General features: G+C 43.2%; 21 protein-coding genes. 15 read left to right on the top strand and 6 right to left on the bottom strand.

Features of this window, described 5'->3' with window-relative positions; all coding sequences use genetic code 11:
- The first annotated feature begins 56 nt into the window (after positions 1-56).
- The 6 genes from JEY82_RS14020 to JEY82_RS13995 all read left to right on the top strand — a co-directional run bounded on the left by JEY82_RS14020 (position 57) and on the right by JEY82_RS13995 (position 5,959).
- The gene (locus tag JEY82_RS14020) at positions 57-884 is read left to right on the top strand and encodes a substrate-binding domain-containing protein (protein WP_304086544.1); all 828 of its coding nucleotides are present in this window, start codon (positions 57-59) and stop codon (positions 882-884) included.
- A 73-nt stretch (positions 885-957) separates the two neighbouring features.
- Entirely contained in the window at positions 958-1,653 is a 696-nt protein-coding gene (locus tag JEY82_RS14015) for an ABC transporter permease (protein WP_304086543.1), read from the top strand.
- Complete coding sequence (locus tag JEY82_RS14010) at positions 1,650-2,300, top strand: ATP-binding cassette domain-containing protein (RefSeq protein WP_304086541.1); 651 nt, start codon at positions 1,650-1,652, stop codon at positions 2,298-2,300. The genes JEY82_RS14015 and JEY82_RS14010 overlap by 4 nt, the downstream gene beginning before the upstream one ends.
- A 258-nt stretch (positions 2,301-2,558) precedes the next feature.
- On the top strand, positions 2,559-5,030 hold the full coding sequence (locus tag JEY82_RS14005; RefSeq protein ID WP_304086539.1) for a glycogen/starch/alpha-glucan phosphorylase: 2,472 nt from the start codon (positions 2,559-2,561) through the stop codon (positions 5,028-5,030).
- A 78-nt stretch (positions 5,031-5,108) separates the two neighbouring features.
- Complete coding sequence (locus JEY82_RS14000) at positions 5,109-5,402, top strand: MTH1187 family thiamine-binding protein (RefSeq protein ID WP_304086537.1); 294 nt, start codon at positions 5,109-5,111, stop codon at positions 5,400-5,402.
- A gap of 62 nt (positions 5,403-5,464) precedes the next feature.
- Positions 5,465-5,959 carry a hypothetical protein gene (locus tag JEY82_RS13995; RefSeq protein WP_304086536.1) on the top strand — a complete coding sequence of 165 codons (495 nt, stop codon included), beginning with the start codon at positions 5,465-5,467 and terminating at the stop codon, positions 5,957-5,959.
- Between the two features lie 10 nt (positions 5,960-5,969).
- On the opposite strand, the gene JEY82_RS13990 is transcribed toward JEY82_RS13995, so the two are convergent.
- Both JEY82_RS13990 and JEY82_RS13985 read right to left on the bottom strand, forming a co-directional pair.
- A complete protein-coding gene (locus tag JEY82_RS13990) occupies positions 5,970-6,740 on the bottom strand; it encodes a UPF0280 family protein (protein ID WP_304086535.1) in 771 nt (256 codons plus the stop codon).
- Positions 6,741-6,845: 105 nt separating this feature from the next.
- A complete protein-coding gene (locus tag JEY82_RS13985; protein ID WP_304086533.1) occupies positions 6,846-7,496 on the bottom strand; it encodes a lactate utilization protein in 651 nt (216 codons plus the stop codon).
- Between the two features lie 376 nt (positions 7,497-7,872).
- Here JEY82_RS13985 and rpmH point away from each other — a divergent pair, with 376 nt between their 5' ends.
- The 7 genes from rpmH (at position 7,873) to JEY82_RS13950 (ending at position 13,655) form a co-directional block, all read left to right on the top strand.
- Complete coding sequence (gene rpmH, locus JEY82_RS13980) at positions 7,873-8,007, top strand: 50S ribosomal protein L34 (RefSeq protein ID WP_092159822.1); 135 nt, start codon at positions 7,873-7,875, stop codon at positions 8,005-8,007.
- Positions 7,995-8,375 carry a ribonuclease P protein component gene (gene rnpA, locus JEY82_RS13975; protein ID WP_369681167.1) on the top strand — a complete coding sequence of 127 codons (381 nt, stop codon included), beginning with the start codon at positions 7,995-7,997 and terminating at the stop codon, positions 8,373-8,375. Before rpmH ends, rnpA begins: the two co-directional genes overlap by 13 nt.
- The gene (yidD, locus tag JEY82_RS13970; protein WP_369681165.1) at positions 8,372-8,638 is read left to right on the top strand and encodes a membrane protein insertion efficiency factor YidD; all 267 of its coding nucleotides are present in this window, start codon (positions 8,372-8,374) and stop codon (positions 8,636-8,638) included. The genes rnpA and yidD overlap by 4 nt, the downstream gene beginning before the upstream one ends.
- A gap of 26 nt (positions 8,639-8,664) precedes the next feature.
- Positions 8,665-10,269: a membrane protein insertase YidC gene (gene yidC, locus JEY82_RS13965; RefSeq protein ID WP_304086532.1), complete on the top strand. Its 1,605-nt coding sequence runs from the start codon at positions 8,665-8,667 to the stop codon at positions 10,267-10,269.
- Positions 10,270-10,322: 53 nt separating this feature from the next.
- Entirely contained in the window at positions 10,323-11,915 is a 1,593-nt protein-coding gene (jag, locus tag JEY82_RS19705; RefSeq protein ID WP_369681164.1) for an RNA-binding cell elongation regulator Jag/EloR, read from the top strand.
- A gap of 98 nt (positions 11,916-12,013) precedes the next feature.
- A complete protein-coding gene (gene mnmE / locus JEY82_RS13955) occupies positions 12,014-13,399 on the top strand; it encodes a tRNA uridine-5-carboxymethylaminomethyl(34) synthesis GTPase MnmE (RefSeq protein ID WP_304086530.1) in 1,386 nt (461 codons plus the stop codon).
- 1 nt (position 13,400) lies between these two features.
- Positions 13,401-13,655, top strand: a complete 255-nt coding sequence (locus tag JEY82_RS13950; RefSeq protein WP_304086528.1) for a hypothetical protein — start codon at positions 13,401-13,403, stop codon at positions 13,653-13,655.
- Here the strand turns inward: JEY82_RS13950 and JEY82_RS13945 are convergent.
- Both JEY82_RS13945 and JEY82_RS13940 read right to left on the bottom strand, forming a co-directional pair.
- On the bottom strand, positions 13,652-14,314 hold the full coding sequence (locus JEY82_RS13945) for a TIGR04282 family arsenosugar biosynthesis glycosyltransferase (protein ID WP_304086526.1): 663 nt from the start codon (positions 14,312-14,314) through the stop codon (positions 13,652-13,654). The genes JEY82_RS13950 and JEY82_RS13945 overlap by 4 nt on opposite strands.
- Positions 14,311-15,018, bottom strand: coding sequence for a TIGR04283 family arsenosugar biosynthesis glycosyltransferase (locus JEY82_RS13940; RefSeq protein ID WP_304086524.1), 708 nt, complete (start codon positions 15,016-15,018; stop codon positions 14,311-14,313). The genes JEY82_RS13945 and JEY82_RS13940 overlap by 4 nt, the downstream gene beginning before the upstream one ends.
- A 47-nt stretch (positions 15,019-15,065) precedes the next feature.
- On the opposite strand from JEY82_RS13940, the gene JEY82_RS13935 reads away from it, so the two are divergent.
- Both JEY82_RS13935 and JEY82_RS13930 read left to right on the top strand, forming a co-directional pair.
- Positions 15,066-15,536, top strand: a complete 471-nt coding sequence (locus JEY82_RS13935; protein WP_304086522.1) for a pyridoxamine 5'-phosphate oxidase family protein — start codon at positions 15,066-15,068, stop codon at positions 15,534-15,536.
- Between the two features lie 24 nt (positions 15,537-15,560).
- Positions 15,561-16,205 (top strand): class I SAM-dependent methyltransferase, encoded by a 645-nt coding sequence (locus JEY82_RS13930; RefSeq protein WP_304086520.1) that lies wholly within the window; start codon positions 15,561-15,563, stop codon positions 16,203-16,205.
- Between the two features lie 37 nt (positions 16,206-16,242).
- On the opposite strand, the gene malQ is transcribed toward JEY82_RS13930, so the two are convergent.
- Positions 16,243-17,790, bottom strand: coding sequence for a 4-alpha-glucanotransferase (malQ, locus tag JEY82_RS13925; protein ID WP_304086518.1), 1,548 nt, complete (start codon positions 17,788-17,790; stop codon positions 16,243-16,245).
- A 66-nt stretch (positions 17,791-17,856) separates the two neighbouring features.
- Positions 17,857-19,695, bottom strand: coding sequence for an alpha-amylase family glycosyl hydrolase (locus tag JEY82_RS13920; RefSeq protein WP_304086516.1), 1,839 nt, complete (start codon positions 19,693-19,695; stop codon positions 17,857-17,859).
- Between the last annotated feature and the right edge of the window lie 121 nt (positions 19,696-19,816).

Below are 19,816 nucleotides of genomic sequence, written 5' to 3'. Positions count from 1 at the left end.
TGGCGGATTTATTTTAATTGTATACAATGATCCAATTTTTTTAATTCGGAGGGAAGATGAAAAAAATTAATGTGATGCTGTTAACATTTGCGCTTGTTGTACTGCTTGTTTCACCTGGGCTGGTTAAAGCAGAAGAAGTTTTAATGATGGCTACAACTACCAGTACTGATAATACAGGTTTGCTTGATGAGCTTGCTCCTAAATTCCAGAAAGACACCGGAATTGAATTACGCTGGACCGCTGTTGGTACAGGCAAGGCTCTCAAAATGGGCGAAAATTGTGATGTTGATGTTCTTTTGGTTCATGCTCCTGCTGCGGAACAGAAATATGTTGATTCCGGCGCACTTAAAGATCGTAAAGAAGTTATGTATAATGATTTTGTTATCATCGGTCCGGCTTCCGATCCTGCAGGAGTTAAAGGTCTTTCAGTTGTCGAGGCTATGAAGACAATTGCTTCCAAGAAAGCTGCATTCGTAAGCCGCGGTGACAACTCCGGAACCAACAAAAAAGAAATATCTCTTTGGAAAACAGCTGGAATGGCTGTTCCTGATAAAGATGCATGGTATGTTCAGACCGGACAGGGCATGATCAAAAGTATCAACATTGCCGAAGAACGCGATGGCTACATTATGACTGATCGCGGCACCTATATTAAATATGAAGCTAACAAGAAGGGTAATCCTGAGCTTAAAGTCCTGGTTGAAGGTGATAAGTCTCTGTTTAACCAGTACAGCGTTCTTGCTGTAAATCCTGAAAAGTGCAAAAATGCTAAGTATGCACTGGCAACTAAATTCTCTAACTGGCTTACTTCTTCTAAAGCTCAGAAGGATATTGCCGATTTCAAACTTCTTGGTAAAAAACTGTTCATTCCTAACGCAAAATAGTTTTAAGTCGTCACTATAATGTTGAAAAAGAGGGGATGCATTTGCGTCCCTTTTTTTTATTTAAGGGTACTATATGGATTTTATTGTAAATGGTTTTTTTCAGGCATTTTTATTGCTTTTCGGTGGAGATGCTGAAACTTATTCTGCCATATTCACTACCCTTTCGGTTTCGACTATTTCGATTTCCGCAAGTCTGATAATCGGCGCCCCGCTGGGGTTCATGCTTGGTTATCATGATTTTTACGGAAAGAAATTCTTGCGAACTGTGGTGGATTCTCTGCTTTCTTTTCCAACTGTAGTGATTGGGCTTCTGGTTTATGCGCTTCTTTCCCACAGAGGGCCACTGGGAGAGATGGAGCTTCTTTTCACCATTCCCGGTATTGCCTTTGGTCAGGCGTTATTAGGGCTCCCTATTGTGATTGCAATGATGGCTACAGCCGTTGAAAACCTTGATCAGCGATTAAAAAATACACTGCTGACTCTCGGAGCCGGGCGTAGTCATATATTGCGTACAACTCTCTGGGAAGCTCGTTATAGCCTTGTACTTGCGGCAGCTGCGGCATATGGCCGAATTGTTTCTGAGATAGGTATTTCTATGATGGTTGGTGGAAATATAAAATGGCATACAAGAACCATAACCACGGCAATTGCTTTGGAGACAGGTAAGGGTGAGTTTGCGATGGGGATTGCTCTTGGCATTGTATTGATGATTGTTGCATTTGCCGTGAATTTTTCCATGTCCGGTATTAAAAAGAGGGCGGGGAAATGAGTGATATTCTGTACAAACTATCCGGTGTAACTCAGTGTTATAGCGGTAAAACCGTTCTTAGTCTTGATGACTTTGTTGTTTCGAAAGGGGCAATCATCGGTCTTGCCGGACACAACGGCAGTGGTAAAAGTACCCTTATGCGTATTTTAGCTTTTCTTGAGAGCCCCGTTTCAGGTGAAATTATATTTGACGGCAAAAAGATCGAAATTGCGGATATTCAGCTTCGTCGGAAAGTAACCCTGCTGACTCAGGAACCTTATCTGTTAAAAAGAACGGTTGCAGGGAACGTTGCTTATGGACTTGAACTTAGAGGCGCAACTCATATTGAAAGTAAGGTCCGAGAATCTTTAAGTCTTGTGGGACTTGATCCTGATATCTTTATGTCTCGTCAATGGTATGAACTTTCGGGAGGTGAAGCGCAAAGAGTTGCCTTGGCGGCAAGGCTTGCAATTAATCCGAAGGTTCTGCTTCTTGATGAACCCACAGCCAGTCTAGATAGAGAAAGCACGCTTTTGATCCACGAAGCCGCTGTGAAGGTTCGCGAAAAATACGGAACAACGCTTGTTATTGTCAGTCATGATTATCTTTGGCTTGAAGATGTCGCCGATAATATTATTACTTTCTCTCAGGGTAAAATTAAAAATTAGCGCAATCTTGATCTTTTTGCTTATTAATCTCTTCGTATTTTATAGACTTAACTTTTCTAAATTTTACAAAATATAATTAAGCAAGTGTTAATACAAAAAACAGCAAAATTATGGAATATTCTTTCCATTATTTTGCTGTTTTTTGTATTTATATTTCTGAAAATTAAGCTTTTTTATGAAATGTTATTTCAAGTGGATTTAGAATATTGAAACTGTTAATGTGGTTATATCATCCCTCATGAATAAGTAGGAGTACTTATGACAAAACGCAGATTTACTTTGAAAAAGAAAAATGATCGCAAGAGTCTTGCCGCTGATATCTGTGACCACGTTGTTTTTTCGCTCAGCAAGGAAGTGGATAGTGCCACAGAGCATGATATCGGTAAGGCTTTGGCATTATCGATGCGGGATCGTCTTGTTGAAAGAATGATGCTGACTCGTGACAGGTTCCGCGAAACTAAAGCCAAGCGTATGTATTATTTTTCTATAGAATATCTGCTTGGGCGTTGCCTTGGTAACACCTTGTGCAACATGGAGCTCCTTTCAGAATGTGAGGAGATGTTCAAGGATATCGGGTACGATCTTGACGAAGTCCGCGAGAGCGAACGCGATCCGGCGCTTGGAAACGGTGGTTTGGGAAGACTCGCTGCCTGTTTTTTAGATTCATTAGCAACACTTGATATGCCCGGATGCGGTTACGGTATCCATTATGAGTATGGTCTTTTCAGGCAGTCCATTCAGGACGGCTGCCAGAAAGAACTGGCTGACTACTGGATGGCAGACGGTATGCCGATGGAGATAGCCCGCCCTGATCAGGCTGTGATGATTCCTTTATACGGTAGGGTGGAAAACAGTATTTTGCCTAATGGTGAGTATCTGCCCATGTGGATGGACTGGGAAGATATTATAGGTGTTCCATATGATATTCCAATCGTAGGTTATGGCGGAAAAACAGTAAATTACCTTAGATTGTTCGCCGCTCGTGCTTCTCAAAGCTTTGATATGGAAATTTTTAATCACGGGGACTACATCCGGGCTGTCCAGCGAAAAATTGAATCTGAAATGGTTACTAAGGTTTTGTATCCCAGCGAATCAGTCTCTTTCGGTAAAGAATTACGCCTTGTTCAGGAATACTTTCTGGTGGCTTGCGGTTTGAGGGACATCACACGCAGGTTCTCAGCTCAAAACAAAAATTTTGAAGAATTTGCTGATTATGTAGTTATTCAGCTTAACGATACTCACCCGGCTTTAACCGTTGTTGAGTTGATGCGGTATCTTGTGGATGAAAAAAGAATCAAATGGGGAACAGCCTGGGAGATTACACAGGCGACCTGTGCGTATACGAACCATACTTTATTGCCGGAAGCTCTTGAGTGCTGGTCGGTTGATTTGCTTGAAAAGGTTCTTCCGCGTCATTTGCAGCTCATATATGAAATTAACAGCCGTTTTCTGGACGGTGTTAAGAAGAAGTATGCAGATGATGTTGAGAAAATCAGGCGCATGTCACTCTTTGAGGAAGACGGTAAGAAAGAAGTCCGTATGGCCAATCTTGCTGTTATCGGTTCGCATTCAGTTAACGGGGTTTCCGAACTTCATTCAGATCTAGTAAAGCGCAGGCTTTTCCCTGATTTTTATGAAATGAACCCTGAGAAATTTAACAATAAAACAAACGGGGTAACTCCCAGACGCTGGTTGCTTAAATCCAATCCTCCTCTTGCTCAGTTATTAACTGATTCTATAGGTAAAAAGTGGATTACTGATCTAGGTGAACTCAAAAAAATTGAAAAATACGCAACGGATTCAGAATTCCGGAAAAAATTTATTGCCGCCAAGCGTAAAAATAAAATAGTTCTTTCGGATTTTATAAGAAGTACCTTGGATATTAAGGTTTCTCCAGATTCTATTTTTGATATTCACGCCAAACGCATACATGAATATAAGCGGCAGTTACTGAATGTTCTGCATATTATTCATATGTATCTGGAAATGATTGATCATGGTCGGGAACCTTTTTGTGCCAGAACATTTATTTTTGCCGGCAAGGCTGCTCCCGGATATTGGGAAGCCAAACAGATAATTAAGCTTATTCATAGTGTCGGGGATGTAATCAACAAAGATAAGCGGACTAAAGGGCTGATCAAGGTTGCTTTTACTCCTGATTATCGTGTCTCGCTTGCGGAAAAGATTATTCCGGCCTGTGACCTCAGTGAACAGATTTCAACCGCAGGTACCGAGGCTTCGGGAACCGGTAATATGAAGTTTGCCATGAATGGTGCTTTGACAATTGGAACTCTGGACGGAGCCAATGTTGAAATGCGTGAGGAAGTCGGGGCTGAGAATTTTTACCTATTTGGATTGAGACAGGAGGAAGTTGAAACTTTTTTGGTGACAGGCTCTTATCATCCACGAGGAATTTATGAAAAATCTCCTGAAGTGCGACAGGTTTTGGATGCTTTGCGGTCAAATAGATTTTCTCCGAAAGATCCGGGAATGTTCAGTTGGATCGTAGATAAATTGCTGACGGATAATGAGCAGTATCTGCATCTTGCTGATTTTGTGGAGTACATTGAAACTCAGAAAATTGTGGATCGTGAATATGCCGACCCTGCTCTTTGGAATAAGAAGGCAATTCTGAACACCGCCCGTATGGGAAAATTCTCAACAGATAGAACGATGAAAGAATATGCCCGTGATATTTGGAATATTAAAACTCTTAAGGATTTAGAGTAATCACATATTCATGATGCTTGCTTTCTCATGTCCGGTACATGTAGTATTAATTTATCAATGCTAACCGGAGAATATAACATGAGTGTTTTAGTAGAATTGACAATCTTTCCAACCGATAAGGGCGTAAGTGTCAGCCCTTATGTCGCGCGGGTTGTTGAAATTATTCGTTCAAGCGGCTTATCCTGCCAGCTTGGTCCGATGGGGACCAGTATCGAAGGAGAGTGGGATGACATTATGGCCGCTATCACAAAGTGTTACCGCGAATTGGCAACAGATTGTGACCGCATCTATATAGTTATGACGGCTGATTGCCGCAGGGGGGCTGTCGATAGATTGCAAGGCAAGGTTGAATCTGTTGAGTCTAAGTTGTAGCCGTTGTTCCAAATTAGAATATTAAAAGGTTTGAAATAAATCCTTGGGAATTGGAGAGACGGATGCGTTTGGATATGAAAAAAGTAAGCGGAATTTTATTGGCTTTAGTTGTCTTGATGTCCGCAGGCTGCGCTCATCTTGACGTTTCTCATTTGAGCAGAAAACCGTGGCAACTTGAGAGTCCAAGTTCTGTGTCGATGGAGTTTATGAAATTTGATTATCAGGTAATTCCGCGCAAGGACAGTTTCGGAGTGCGAGGTACAGCCTTTATCAAAAAAGCAAATGTTCCATCATGGGCGCAGTGGATTGGAGAACTTTGGATTCAGGGCTACTTAAGTGATGAGGACGGAATTGTTCTGGCACAGGGAATTCAGGTCTTTTCGCCTGAAAAGCTTGAAGAAGGGCTTGGCGTGCCGTTTGATTTTGAACTGAAGCCGGAGCAACTGGATTCAGGTCCGTTGTTTATTTCTTTTGGTTACAGGCTTGTGCTCCTCAAGGAGAAGCAGGGCGATACCAGTCCTCCGTTTATGGCGATAGAGCGGGCTGTCAGTCATTAATAATATAGCCTTACAGGGCAATCAGTTCTATATTTCCCCATGCTCCTATTTTAGAATCGTATTGCACGAAAACTCCATCCAGACCGAACTCAGCCCCGGATTTTGTCAAACTTTCTGACAAGGTCCGGGCTTTTTCTATGACGAGAGCAACGTCAGCAGGGGATTTTAGTAGATTGGCAAGGGCTGTGGCTGCTGCATCTGCAAGGCGGGCGTCCTGAGATCGGACTGTGACAAGATCACCGCTGCCAAGGCTTAAAGAGTGGCCTATTGTTCCGGACGAAGAGCAGATTGATACTGGAAATTCATCTGACTTGATAATTAAGCCTATTTTAGAACCGGATTCAGGATCGGAAAGCAGTGCAACTCTGCGGGGAACAGTTGAGTTCATGAATATGTCCCCTCCGTTCTCCACAATAATATTTTCACTTATCGGTTGCAGTCTGGTCGCTACTTCCTGAGCAACAGCCCCGGCAACAGCCGCCATTGGTCCGACTCCGCAAAGAGAGGCTGCGTGCGCCATGGCTGTTATTATCGGATCAGCTCCTTCCGGGACATCCACAGGGGTCAGGCTTGTTCCGAATTGAGGATTCAGGAAGATATGAGCTTTAATCACGGAACGAACTTTATGGATAATTGCAGCGACTTCAGAACTGAGTTTTTTTTGAGCAATGACAAAAAGGTCTGTCTGTTCAACTACTACTTGAAACGATGTTTCCTCAGTAGAAGGAGTTACATTTTTTCTGTAATCTCTAGCATGGCCGGTGTGCTTTTTTCTGGTCAAATTAATCCTGTGGTCATGGCAAAAACAGGTTATCGTACGTTAATAAAAAATCAGGCTGAGTTGCATTAATGACAACTCAGCCTGATTTTTTTAGATTAAAACTGGTTAAAATCCAAGATCTTCATTGATTAGAATGATGTGGATACGTCCTTTAGGGGAGGATTTTTCAGTGATACCCCATATTGAACAGATTCGTTCAGGAGAACTGCAATCCGCACATGTGCCTGTCACTGCACAGGGAGTTTTTCTTTTAAGTCTCATGGCATTCACGGGAGCGACGTATTCTTTGATGCGGCGTGTTGCAGCTTCAAGATCGCCACAAATTTTATTTCTGCCTACTAGAACGACAACACTCTTCGGCCCGAAAGCCATTGCTGCGACTCTGTTGCCTGTTCCGTCGAGGTTTACGAGTTCTCCGTCATTGGTGACAGCATTCGCGCTTGTGATGAACAGGTCGCTTAAAAGAGACTGTCTGCGGCGCTCGATTTTTTCATCAGCGGAAGGTTTAGTATCGTACGTATCGATTACTTTGACCTTTTTGAGCTGTTTGATCTGATCATAAAGACCTGAGTCGACAACAGTCATGGACCCGCCGAAGCTGATAGATGCTGGAGACAGTTGAGGAATAATTTTTTCGAGAACAAGCATGGCTGCAGCTTTGGAATTATTAGCAATATGAGTGGTGAAGCCGTTGTCATCGAGAACTTCTTTTAGCTCACCAAGACGTATGTTCCAGAAATTTTGTATAGGGTGCATTAATTTTCTCCTTTGATTATAAGATATTCATGGATTGAACAGTTGATTGTATGTTAATTAATTTTCTTCGCAAACATTATGAAGTGTTCTGCCATACATCTCAATAGATTTTTATTCAAAAAATTGATAAAAATAAAATCATGGTGTATCTAAGTGCTAATAGACTTTGACAGAAGGGCAAACATCAGGGTATGCGGTCTTGTTTTCACTTCAAAGGAATATATATTATTCGGAGTGAGATTAAAAGGAATTAGCGTCGGCCCAGTTTTAAAAACATTTCTTGACGATGTCCCCCGTTGGGGATATATGTTCCCGTTCCTCGTGTCCGGAAAAAATCCGGCTTAATCAAGAAAATAATTTTTGGAGAAATAGAACAATGAAAAGAACTTATCAGCCTAGTAAAATCAGAAGAAAAAGAACCCATGGTTTCCTCGTTCGTTCACGCACTAAAAATGGTCGTGCAATAATTGCAAGACGTCGTGCTAAGGGACGCAAAAGATTATCTGTTTAAATTGGACTAAGGAGCATCGTCTCCTTAGGAAGCCTGATTTCGATCACTGCTATGAGCAGGGAAAGAAACACTACACGAAGAGTTTTATATTGTTCGTGTTATGCCATGGTAGCGGCCCCGGCGGGGTTCGTTTGGGCCTTACCGTGAGCAGAAAAGCGGGGCCTGCTGTTGTTAGGAATCGCATTAAAAGAGTAATGCGGGAATTCTTCAGGCTCTATCAAAATCAATTCCAGTTTCGCGCGGACATAATTTTTGTGCCCAAACGAGCTCTGGACGGCAAGAAGATCACTCTTGGTCTTGTCGAAAAAGAACTGATTCCGATAATAGGTAAGCTTAACAAGCTTGTCGTAAGTCCGGATCAGGAATGAGAAATCAGGGAATGCGGACTCTGTTTCTTTATCCTATACGCTTTTATCAGAAGTTTATTTCCCCGTTGTTTCCGGGGTGTTGCCGCTTTCATCCTACCTGTTCGCAATATGCCATAGAGGCGATATCCCTTCATGGAGTGATCAGAGGAGGGATTTACGCTTTGTGGCGTCTGATGCGTTGTCATCCGTTATGCAAGGGCGGACATGATCCTGTTCCCGTCCCAAGAAAATCTACCACCGCGCAGTCTCGGCCTGAATTTTAAGGTCAAAATGAGTGAGAAATTAAAAAATGGAAAATAAACGCGTTATCTTGGCTGTTGCCTTATCATTTGTCGTACTTCTCGGCTGGCAATTCCTTTTTCCTCCTCAGCCGCAACAACCTGCACCTGTCGAACAACAACAAGTTGTTAAACAGAATGAGGCCGTTAAGGGCCCTGTTTCTAATCAATTCCCTGATCCTATCACCACCAGTGCAATAGTTTCTGCTAAAGGAACTAAACTGAAAGTGGAAACACCTCTTTACTCTGCCGTGATTAATTCACAGGGCGGACTGCTTGAGAATTTTAAGCTTAAAAAATACAAAGAGACAATAGAACCGAACTCTCCTGATGTGGATATGGTCGGAACTGATGCTTTAAACAAAGCCCCTATGGGACTTATTCTTAATGGAATCCCCACTTGGACCCGTGGAGTATGGGGATACGAAGGAAATGATTTGTCTCTTGACGGAGATAAAATCGGAACTCTTATTTTTCGCGGAGATGTGGAAGGGTTCAGAATTGAACGCAGACTCACATTTCATGCAGACAACTATTTAATTGATGAAGATGTTCGTGTTCTTAATGTTTCGAATCCCAGCGGTCAGGGCAGATTGGCTTTTACCACTGCGACCAAAAGCCTCAGTGCCGAGGATGACCGTTACAATCCTACCCGTATTTCATGGTTCGGACCTGAAGGGTTAAATCAGGAAGATGATCGCGAAGACCTCGCAAAGACCGGAGTTGAAGTTACTGGAGACATGAGCTGGGGAGCTATTGATTCTAACTTCTTTATTCTGGCTCTTTTGCCTGGTTCTAATGGTGTTACCATCAAGGGTAAAGTTCAGGACAACATTTTCAGAATAGCAACTGAACAGACAGTTTCTTTTGATAAAGGGATTGAGCGTAAACTGAACTGTTCTTATTTCTTCGGTCCAATGGACCCGACTGTTATGAACAAGGTTCCGGGCGACCTTTCTGCAGCAATTGATTTCGGTTGGTTTGATATTATTGCAAAACCGCTGACAATAGCTCTGGAATGGTTTAACCAGTATGTACATAACTATGGTATTTCTATTATCCTGTTGACGATTGCCATTAAGATTCTTTTTTGGCCCCTGTCACAGAAAAGTTACAAATCCATGGAACAGATGAAGCGCTTACAGCCTATGGTTGCAAAGCTTCGTGAAAAATATGGTGATGACAAAGAAAGACTCAACAAAGAGTCAATGCAGCTCTATAAAACGTATAATGTTAATCCGGCTGGTGGGTGTTTACCCATGGTGCTGCAAATTCCGGTTTTCTTTGGTCTGTATAAGGCCTTGTTGGGAACGGTTGCACTTAGGCATGCCGATTTCATTACTTATTTACCTTTTACTGATATCATTTGGCTTGCCGACCTTTCGGCTAAAGACCCGCTTTACATCACTCCGATCGTGATGGGTGCTACCATGTTCCTTCAGCAGAAAATGACACCTTCAGCAGGTGATCCGACTCAGCAGAAAATCATGATGTTCTTGCCCCTGGTGTTCACCTTTATGTTCCTCAACTTCCCCGCAGGGCTTGTTGTGTACTGGTTAGTGAACAACGTACTATCTATAGCCCAGCAGTGGATTATTACTCGCAAAGTAAAATAACGGGCGTACGATTAGTCGGATTAATTGAGTGATGAACACTACTAGGAGATAGAATGAGCGAATTCAAAGAATTCCAAGGGAAGAATCTGGATGAGGCGATTAATAACGCCTGCGATTACTTCAACCTGAATCGCGATAAGCTTGAAATTGAAATACTCAGCGGTGGTTCTACCGGGGTTTTCGGACTCGTTGGAAAAAAGAATGCCAAAGTAAAAGCCCGTCCTAGAGGCGGAGAGAGTAGATCTTTATTAAATAACGAAACTAAGCCTGAAAGGGCTCAGTCTGCCAGATATGAAAAACCCGTTGAACGGCCTGTAGAAAGAAAGCCTGAACCTGTAGAAAAGAAAGTAGAGCAGGAAGCTCCTGTTGTAAGAGAAGAGACAGCCATTGCTCCTCGCGCAGAAGTTGAAACTCCTGCTGTTAAAAGAGAATCTGTCGTTGCTGTCAGAGAAGAATCCGTTGTACCTGCTGTTTCTGAATCCAAAAGTGAAGCAGTTGATGCAGATACGGATACTGATTCCAGTGTAAATGAAGGCTTTAGAGAACGTCGCAGCATAATGGAAGCGGATCCTGAAGATATTGCAGCAGCTGTTCGCGAAGCTCTTGAAAGGATGATTGAGCCTATCGTTCAGCAGCCTCCTAAACTTGAAATTGAAGTGGGCGAAGATAGAGTCAACGTACTCGTTGATGATGAAGAAAATTCCGGTCTTATTATCGGCCGTGAAGGACAGACTCTTTCCTCCTTGCAGTATCTCTGCAACAGGATGGTTTCTAAGAAGCTTCAGACCTCTGTTCGTGTTCAGATTGATACAGGTGATTATCGCGAACGTCAGGATGAAAAACTTCGTCAGCTCGCATGGCATCTTGCAGATAAAGCAATGCATACCGGAAGGGTGCAGAGCACTAAACCTCTCAGTTCTTATCACCGCAGAGTTGTTCATATGGCTTTGCAGGAAGATAAACATGTTAATACTCGCAGCAAGGGCGATGGCCCTATGAAGCGTGTGCTGATTCTTCCACGTCGTAGTCGTGCAGCCGGCGGACGCGGTGGCGAACGAACTGAACGCCCAGAGCGCAGCGAAGGATATACTTCTCAGCCTACTGATCGTTATAACAGTCGCGGAAGTGACAGCTATAACAGTCGTGGATCTGAACGCAGCTCTGAACGCGGTCCAGCTCGTGGTCCTGAGCGCGACAGTGCCCGTGGCCCGGAACGTGGAGCACCACGTGGCCCAGAACGCGGAGACGCTCGCGGCCCAGCTCGTGGTCCTGAACGCGGTAGTGCACGCGGCCCAGAGCGTGGAGCACCGCGCGGTCCTGTTCGTAATGATTCACGCGGGGAAGCTCGCGGCCCAGAACGCAGCAGACCTCGTACAGGCGAGCGTAATGATAATTACGGACGTGGTCGTACTGAAAATACAGCTCCTCGCGGACGCGGGGAAAACTACGGTAATCGTCCACCCCAGGATGAAAACTTCGGTAATCGCGCACCACGCGACGAGAACTTCGGTAACCGTGCACCACGGGATGAAAACTTCGGTAATCGCGCACCAAAAACTAGCGAAACCCGTAGAACTGAACGTACTGGAAACAGCAGTTCAGGAAATACCGGCGGCTACAACGATGATCGTTACAACCGCTATTAGACATTAGTTTACGAGCGGTGAATACAGACTTTTAAGTTAACCCCGTGGACAATGTCCGCGGGGTTAACTTTTTTTAATCTGTTAATGGAGATTTCAATATGTCAGTCAGTTCTTCCGGGACCATTGCAGCCATTGCCACCCCTCCCGGTGAAGGGGGAGTCGGAATTATCCGTGTAAGCGGAGAAAAGGCTTTACCTATTGCAGAAGCAATATTTAAATCCGCAAAAGATTCTTTTTCAGGATTCAAGCCATACACCATGCATTATGGGTACGTGCTTGATGAAAATTCTACAGAACTGGATGATGTCCTTGCTGTTTTCATGCCCGGCCCTAATTCATACACGGGTGAAGATACAGTTGAATTTAACTGTCATGGCGGCCGAGCTATTCTTGCATCTGTTCTAGGAGAAATTTTATCACACGGGGCTGTTCTTGCACGTGCTGGTGAATTCACTCTGAGAGCTTTTTTGAATGGTAAGATGGATCTTACGCAGGCAGAAGCCGTTGCGGAAATGATTCATGCTCCGTCTAAAGGCGCGGCTCAGCTCGCAAGGGTGAAGCTTTCAGGGGTGCTTGGTCATCGCATCGAAGAATTGCGGGGAAGGCTTGAAGTACTGCGCACTCATCTATGTGTTGCCGTAGATTTTCCCGAAGATGAACTTGAGTGTTTGCCCCTTGATAAAATGATGACGGAAGTCACTGATGCTGTAAAAAATATTTCTGAAATTCTCGCAGGTGTAGAGCGTACCCGTGCATGGCGCGAGGGTGGGCTTGCTGTTCTTTCAGGTAAAGTAAATGCTGGAAAGTCCAGCCTTCTAAACGCTTTGCTTGGACGGAATCGCGCTATTGTTACGGATATTCCGGGTACAACAAGAGATTTTATTGAAGAAACTCTTAATTTAGACGGCCTTCAAGTACGGGTGGTTGATACTGCCGGATTGCGTGAAACTACTGATAAGGTTGAACAAGCCGGTCTGGATATGGGAAAAGAACTGGCGCAACAAGCTGATCTCGTTCTTTTAATTGTTGATGGTTTCGATCCATTTGATCTTTCGGATATTGACCCTGAATTTTCAGCGCAAAGCGGCAAATGTATTGCCGTAATCAATAAAATTGATCTGGCTCAGTCCACCCCGTCTGCCTCAGAAGTTATGGCTGAAGCAGGTTATGAAGTTGTTGAAATTTCAGCTAAAAGGGGCCAAGGTATCGATGAACTTGCTTCTAGTATTCGTGAACACATTTTAGCTGGAGCGGGCGAACCTGACCCTGATGAGCTTGTGCCTAATTCACGACAGGCGGCGACATTAAGAAAGGCTTTGTCTGAACTTGATGGTCTTGTTCAGGATATTGAAATGACAATTCCTTATGATTTGCTCGGTGTCCGGTTGGAAACTGCTTGCTCTGCTTTATCTGAAATCACAGGTGAAATTACACCGCAGGAAGTGCTTGATTCAATTTTCAGTAAATTTTGCGTGGGAAAATAAAATGAAAAGTAAGATTTTTGATATGCGTTCCGTCACATGTGGACTGGTTCCCGCTATAGTTGCACAACTTGGAGAGGTCTCCGAACCGGTTGTTGATTTTCATATAAGACCGGGAATCCGTGAAGAAATTATGAGCGGTTTCGGCTCAGGCGGAGACTGGAATATTGAGATTATTACCGATCTGGGGTTTGATGTTTTAAGGTTTACCCCCAAGGAATGTAGTGTTGTTTCAAGCCTTAATATTGTCGAATATTAGGCAGTTTTTATATACTTGCGATATGCTTTGAAAGTATGCGGACATCTTGTCTTAAAGTCTTTGCTTTGTACCAGATCTTCGAGGTCTTGAAGTGTGTCTACATCTGCTTGTTCCGGTAAAATATACGGATCGAGGTTGTTAGATTTAAATTTTTGTATTGTTTGTTTAAAGACTCTCGGGGTACTCCAGTTAATGGCGGTGAAAGGAATATCTGTCAGTTTTTTGTTTTGAAATCCGATGAGATAATAGCCACCGTCTTTTGCCGGACCAATACATACAGCATGTTTTTTCAGACTGGATAGACCTTCCTCAATTGTTTGAGGAGACAGGTCCGGCAAGTCGCTTCCCGTTAAGACGCATCTTGTATAATCAAGGGCGAAACTGTCCTCAAAAGCGTTAAACATGCGCTCGCCTAGATTTCTTCCCCGTTGTGGAAACAGTTTTCGATTTCCAAGCCATTCAATGTATTTTGTGACGGGTTCTTCCTGATTAAAAAAAATCAAGGTTTCAAGCCCATGATTATCAATTTTTGTAAGTAAATCCTGAACAAAAGCTGTATAAAACAGAGCTGCCTGTGCATCTCCGACACTTGTTCCAAGGCGGGTTTTGACTTTGCCAGCTATCGGTAACTTTACGAATAAAAGCAGAGCCTGCTTCAATTTTTGTCTCCATTATCAGAGTATAACTTTTTAAGAGTAAATGGACTGACTCCGCATAAATGTAATATTCTCAATAGCCAGTTTCTTAAAAATCCTCGAATCATACCCATCTGTTTATATCTGCGTGCTGAAGTTGTTACTGATTCTTTCAGGATAACAATTTCTAATTTTTTTCGCTTAATATTTCTGAAAAACTCAACATCTTCCATGATTGGTATCAGTGGGTAAGATCCCAGTTCAAGAAAAGTTTTCTTTTTAATAAATGGAGCTTGATCTCCGTAAGGAACTCTTTCTATTCGTGTGCGAATATTCCCTACGTAGGAAATCAAACGCATGGTGGCTGAGTTGTTATCAAAGTTGAGACTGAATGCACCTGCCGCTGCACCCGGGGCATCCAATGCTTCACGGATAAGGGGGGCGGAATTCGGAGGCAGTATTGTATCAGCATGAAGAAATAAAAGTATTTCTCCGGTAGCCATTTTTGCTCCAGCGTTCATTTGAGCAGCACGACCTGCTTGTCCGCAAATTTTAATTATGTTTTTATCTTCGATGCAAATATTTGTTGATCCGTTTATAGATCCGTCCACCACAATAATTTCACAGTCATTGCCGAGGCAGGCTTTGACATTATTGAGGCAACTGTTAATAGTTGCCTGCTCATTGAATACAGGGATAATGATGGATATTCGTGTATGAATCGGCATGGAATATGTTTATACTCTTTAACTGACAGAATAAAGAGGAGATGAGTATGTCTAAAGATATTAAGCTCAGAAAAGGCGTTACCAGTGATGAATCAGTCGTCGCTGAGGTTTTACGTGAAGGGGAAGTTCTTCATCTGGCATTAAAAGACAGTGAAGGAATTTATTCTGTTCCTGTTAATTACGGTTTTAAACCCGGAGCAATATATATTCATTCATTTAAATCAGGCCGGAAAATTTCTGCATTGATTTTAGGTGAAGAAGTAGGTTTCAGCGTGGTTGCTTCACATAAACTGCAATCAGCTGAAAAACCTTGTAAATGGGGATGTGCATTTCGCTCAGTTATCGGATGCGGTGTCCCGCGTCTTCTTGAAGATCATGAAAAAGCCGCTGCTTTGAATTTGATTATGGAGCAGTACAGCGGTAAAAAATGGGATATTGATAACGACGCAACGCGTGCTGTAGAAGTTGTTGAAATAATGATCACAACAGCTACCGCAAGGCTCGTGGACAGGGAATAAACTTAGTATAAACAGAGAGTATTTATGACTTTAGATTCTAGTAATTATTCAGAATATTGGGAAGATAAAGGTTCGTTGAAAACTTTTTCCACTCCGGTACAATTCGATGAATTTAAGAAATATGTTTCCAGTGACGCTGATATTCTTGATGTAGGATGCGGATATGGGCGCGTGATGAGAGGACTGATTGGTGAAGGCTTTACCTGTGTGAAGGGTGTAGAACCTTCTGCTGCCTTACGACAGAGGCTTATGGATGACAGCCGTGAGCTTGATGTACAGCCTATAGAAAACGGAATTATTCCTTTCAAAGATGAATCCGTTGATGCAGCTCTTCTTGTCGCAGTCCTCACCTGTATACCGGATAATAAAGATCAGGATCAGGTTATGAAAGAGGTCTACCGCGTTCTGAAACCGGGTGGAGTTCTTTATATCAATGATTTTATGCTGAATACTGATGAGCGTAATCTTGAAAGATATGATCACTTTCAAAAGCTGCACGGAACTTATGGAATATTTGAAATTGAGGGCGGCGGAATTCTACGTCATTTTTCAGATGAACGTATCAAAGAACTGTTAAGTCCATTTGCAGATCTTGAGCATAAAAAAGTCGTTTACACCACAATGAATGGAAACCGCGCTAACGGGTTTTATTACATTGGGCGTAAATAATTATGTAAAAGTCTATTAATATTGATTAATGTTTGACTTAATCTATTCGGCTGGTGCGTCCGAAAATCTCCGTCATTTCACCGAGACGTTCGCGTATCAGCGGCGTAAGTTGTCCCGGCATGAGCTTCCATCCCCAGTTTCCATTCGCTTCCCCGGGAACGTTCATGCGTGCTTCCCCGCCCAGGTTCAGTAAATCCTGAGCCTGGAAAATACATAGACAGCCGACGCTGGACATCAAAAGTCTGATCAATTCCCATGAAATTTTTGACTCATCTATCCAGTCATGACCTAGATATGACAGCATGTTTTTGCGGCTTATTTCATCTGCATCCTGATTGAACCAGCCTCGATTGGTGTTATTGTCGTGAGTCCCTGTATATACGACAGAATTTCGTCTGTGATTGTGGAGCGCGTCTCCGCAGATGCCGATGTCACTTCCGAAAGAGAATTGCAGAATATTCATGCCGGGCAGTTGAAAGCGGTCTTTAAGATAAGCTACATCCGGTGTTATGTGGCCCAGATCTTCTGCAATAATACGCAAACATCCTTCTTCGCAGGAAAGTCTTTCAAACAGCTTATGTCCGGGGGCTGGAACCCAATATCCGTCTATTGCGGACTGTGCCTCAGCGGGAATTTCCCAATAAGCGGAAAATCCTCTGAAATGGTCAAGTCTGGCCCAGTTATAAAGACCCAGATTGTGTTTTAACCGACTGATCCACCATCCGAATCCCTCCTGTTCAAGAACGACCCAGTCATAAACCGGATTTCCCCATAATTGCCCCTTTTTGCTGAAGTAATCTGGTGGAACGCCGGCGACGCACCATGATTCACCGTTTTCATCGAGTTTGAAAATTTTGCGGTTAGCCCACACATCTGAACTGTCGTGGGTAACATAGATCGGGATGTCTCCGATAAGTTCGACACCGATCTCGGCAAGGTGATCTCTCAGTTGTCCCCATTGCCGGAAAAAAATCCACTGGGAGAATTTAACAAATAATATTTCGCGAGCTAAAAATTCGCCCCAGTAACGCATACCGTCTTCAGTTCTTTCACGGATATCTTCGGGCCATTTGGTCCAGCTGTCACCGTTGAAGTCCTGTTTGAGAGCCGTGAACAGCGCAAAATCATTAACCCAGTGCATGTTGTCCCATATAAACTGGGAAAATACGGGGTCATTCAGCAATCCGTTTGCAACTCGTGAGAAGGCCATGCGTAGCAGTTTTTCTTTAGCATGGGCCGCCGCATCAAAGTCAGCTTTATCGGAGTCCGGGAGGACAAATTCTTTAATTTCTTCTTCGGTCAGCAGTCCGTAATCGACCATAATTTCCGGGCTGATCAGTAAGGGGCTTGCGGCAAATGCTGAAAAGCCGGAGTAAGGAGAATTACAAAGTTTACTGGATGTAGGAGTAATTGGCAGAACCTGCCAAAACCGTTGCCCGGCTTCGGCGAGGAAATCTGCAAATTCATATGCTGCAGGCCCAATATCACCGACTCCGAATCTGGAAGGCAGTGATGTAAAGTGGAGAAGTATTCCACTGGAACGTTTCATATTGAACTCCTTTTGCTGACGAAAGACGATACCCATACAATATCTCAGAGCATGGGGAGTCTGTCCAGCTACTTTGCATTCAGCTATGAAACAAAATCGTAATTAATATATATTCAGTGGCGTGTGAAAATATAATGCGAACGATTGCGGAGCCAGTTCCAACGGTTTGCTGTCGGATAATATTTTGTCCAGAGGTGGCTGATCCCCTCCGAACGCTTTTGCCGCACTGTAAAGTTCAAGTGTCCATGGTCCTTTCGGCAGGTACGCTTCAAGTTTTTCGGATATTGCAGTTTTGTTGAAATTAAAAATTATTGAGGCGTATCTTCCATCAGATGCCGAGGGGTTTCTGATCATCATGATAAGTCCCGGCTGGATCTCCTGAACTTGGCATCTGCTGTGGCATGGTTCTTTTAGAACGGCGTGTTCCCGCCTTAAAGTAAGTAATTTTTTATAGAACTCAAACATGAACTTGCCTTGTTCGGATTCTTTTTTATTCCAGTCGAGCTGACTGCCGGTGAATGTTGAATCATCATAAGGATCTGGTGCTTCAAAGGAGAGTAAATCTAGTTCTTGTTCGTTGCTTGCATTCGGTGGCAGAGCTTCAGCGTTGTCAGAAAAATAATGGAACGGTGCTGTTTCTCCATACTCTTCCCCCATGAAAAGTAGTGGGGTATATGGAGAGAGCAGTGTTGCTCCGGCACTAAGTTTTGCGGCCTCAAATCCGGCTTTTTTGATTGTCCTGCATTCGTCTCCAGAACAAATGGTTTGATCATGGTTCTGAGAGTAGATGATCAATTTAGAACCTGAAAGTTCCTGCTGACTGCACCCATGAACCCTTTTGCGATGCTCAGAGAACTGTCCTCTGTATGCAAAGCCATGCTGCATGGCTGAGACCATTTTTTCCGGTGAACTATAGTCGCGGAAGACTCCGTTTACATCGCCTGTAATTCTGTGATGAAGTGCATGGTGAAAATCATCACTCCATAACGCATCAAGCCCGAATCCTCCTTTATCAGCTGGCATAATAGGGCGTGGAGAGTTGTGTTTGTCATCAATTATTAAAACACATTTTCTTTTATTTTCAAAAGATCTGATTCTAAAAGAAAGTTCTTCCAGAAAATGGACCGGACTTTGATCGAGAATAGAATGTGTGTTGTTTATGCGCAGTCCGTCGATATGAAAATCGCGAAGCCATGAAAGAGCACACTGGATATAAAATTCACGAACACCGAAACTGTATTCTTCATCGAAATTTATGGTTTTTCCCCATGCCATGGTGCGATTGTCGCTGAAAAAGGGGATGTAAGCTGCGTTGAAATCTTTCATAAAGCAATGTTGGCAGAATTCTACATCTAAAATTACCGCAATGCCTAGCTTGTGAGATGCTTTAACTAGAGCTTTTAATTCATCCGGTGTTCCGTAACTATTGTGGACTGCATACGGGAAAACAGTTTCATTTCCCCATCCTCTGCTACCTGCAAATTGTGCGACAGGCATAAGTTCCAGTGTGTTGATTCCAAGTTCAGACAGATGGTCGAGTTTAGATATAAGCCCGTGGATAGTGCCTTCCTTGCTGAAAGTTCCTATATGGGCTTCGTAGATGATCATTTCATGGATAGGCAGACCGGAAAAATTGTCTCCTTTCCAGTCAAATTTATGATGATCAAAGATAGTTGAATAGGAATTTAATCCTTCCGGCTGCCATAATGATGCTGGGTCCGGGAATTTTTTTGATCCATCCAGCAGAAACGAATAAGAGGTGTCAGGTGCAATATCGTTTATGGTCAGTTCATGAAACCCATGTTCGGCGGGGGACAGCATGAAAGTGTGATCCGGTTTGGTATTTAAAGTCATTCCGACATCTTGGATGTGGGGAGCAAATAATCTGAATGTGCAGTTTCCGTTATTATCAACCTGTGCGCCGAAGTGTGCTTTTTTCATTCTTGCTCTCGTAATGCTTTTTGGTTTTTAATTTTGTTTTGGGTTACCTAGATTCAACTAGTAAGTGCAACTGTTGTTTAAGTCTCTAAATACTTGATTTGGCGTTTTAAAATCAAGACAT

Source organism: Maridesulfovibrio ferrireducens (assembly GCF_016342405.1).
In the GTDB taxonomy this organism is placed as follows: Bacteria; Desulfobacterota; Desulfovibrionia; order Desulfovibrionales; family Desulfovibrionaceae; genus Maridesulfovibrio; species Maridesulfovibrio ferrireducens_A.
The sequence above is the reverse complement of the archived record's forward strand: the minus strand, read 5'-3'. Positions and strand labels throughout refer to the sequence as shown.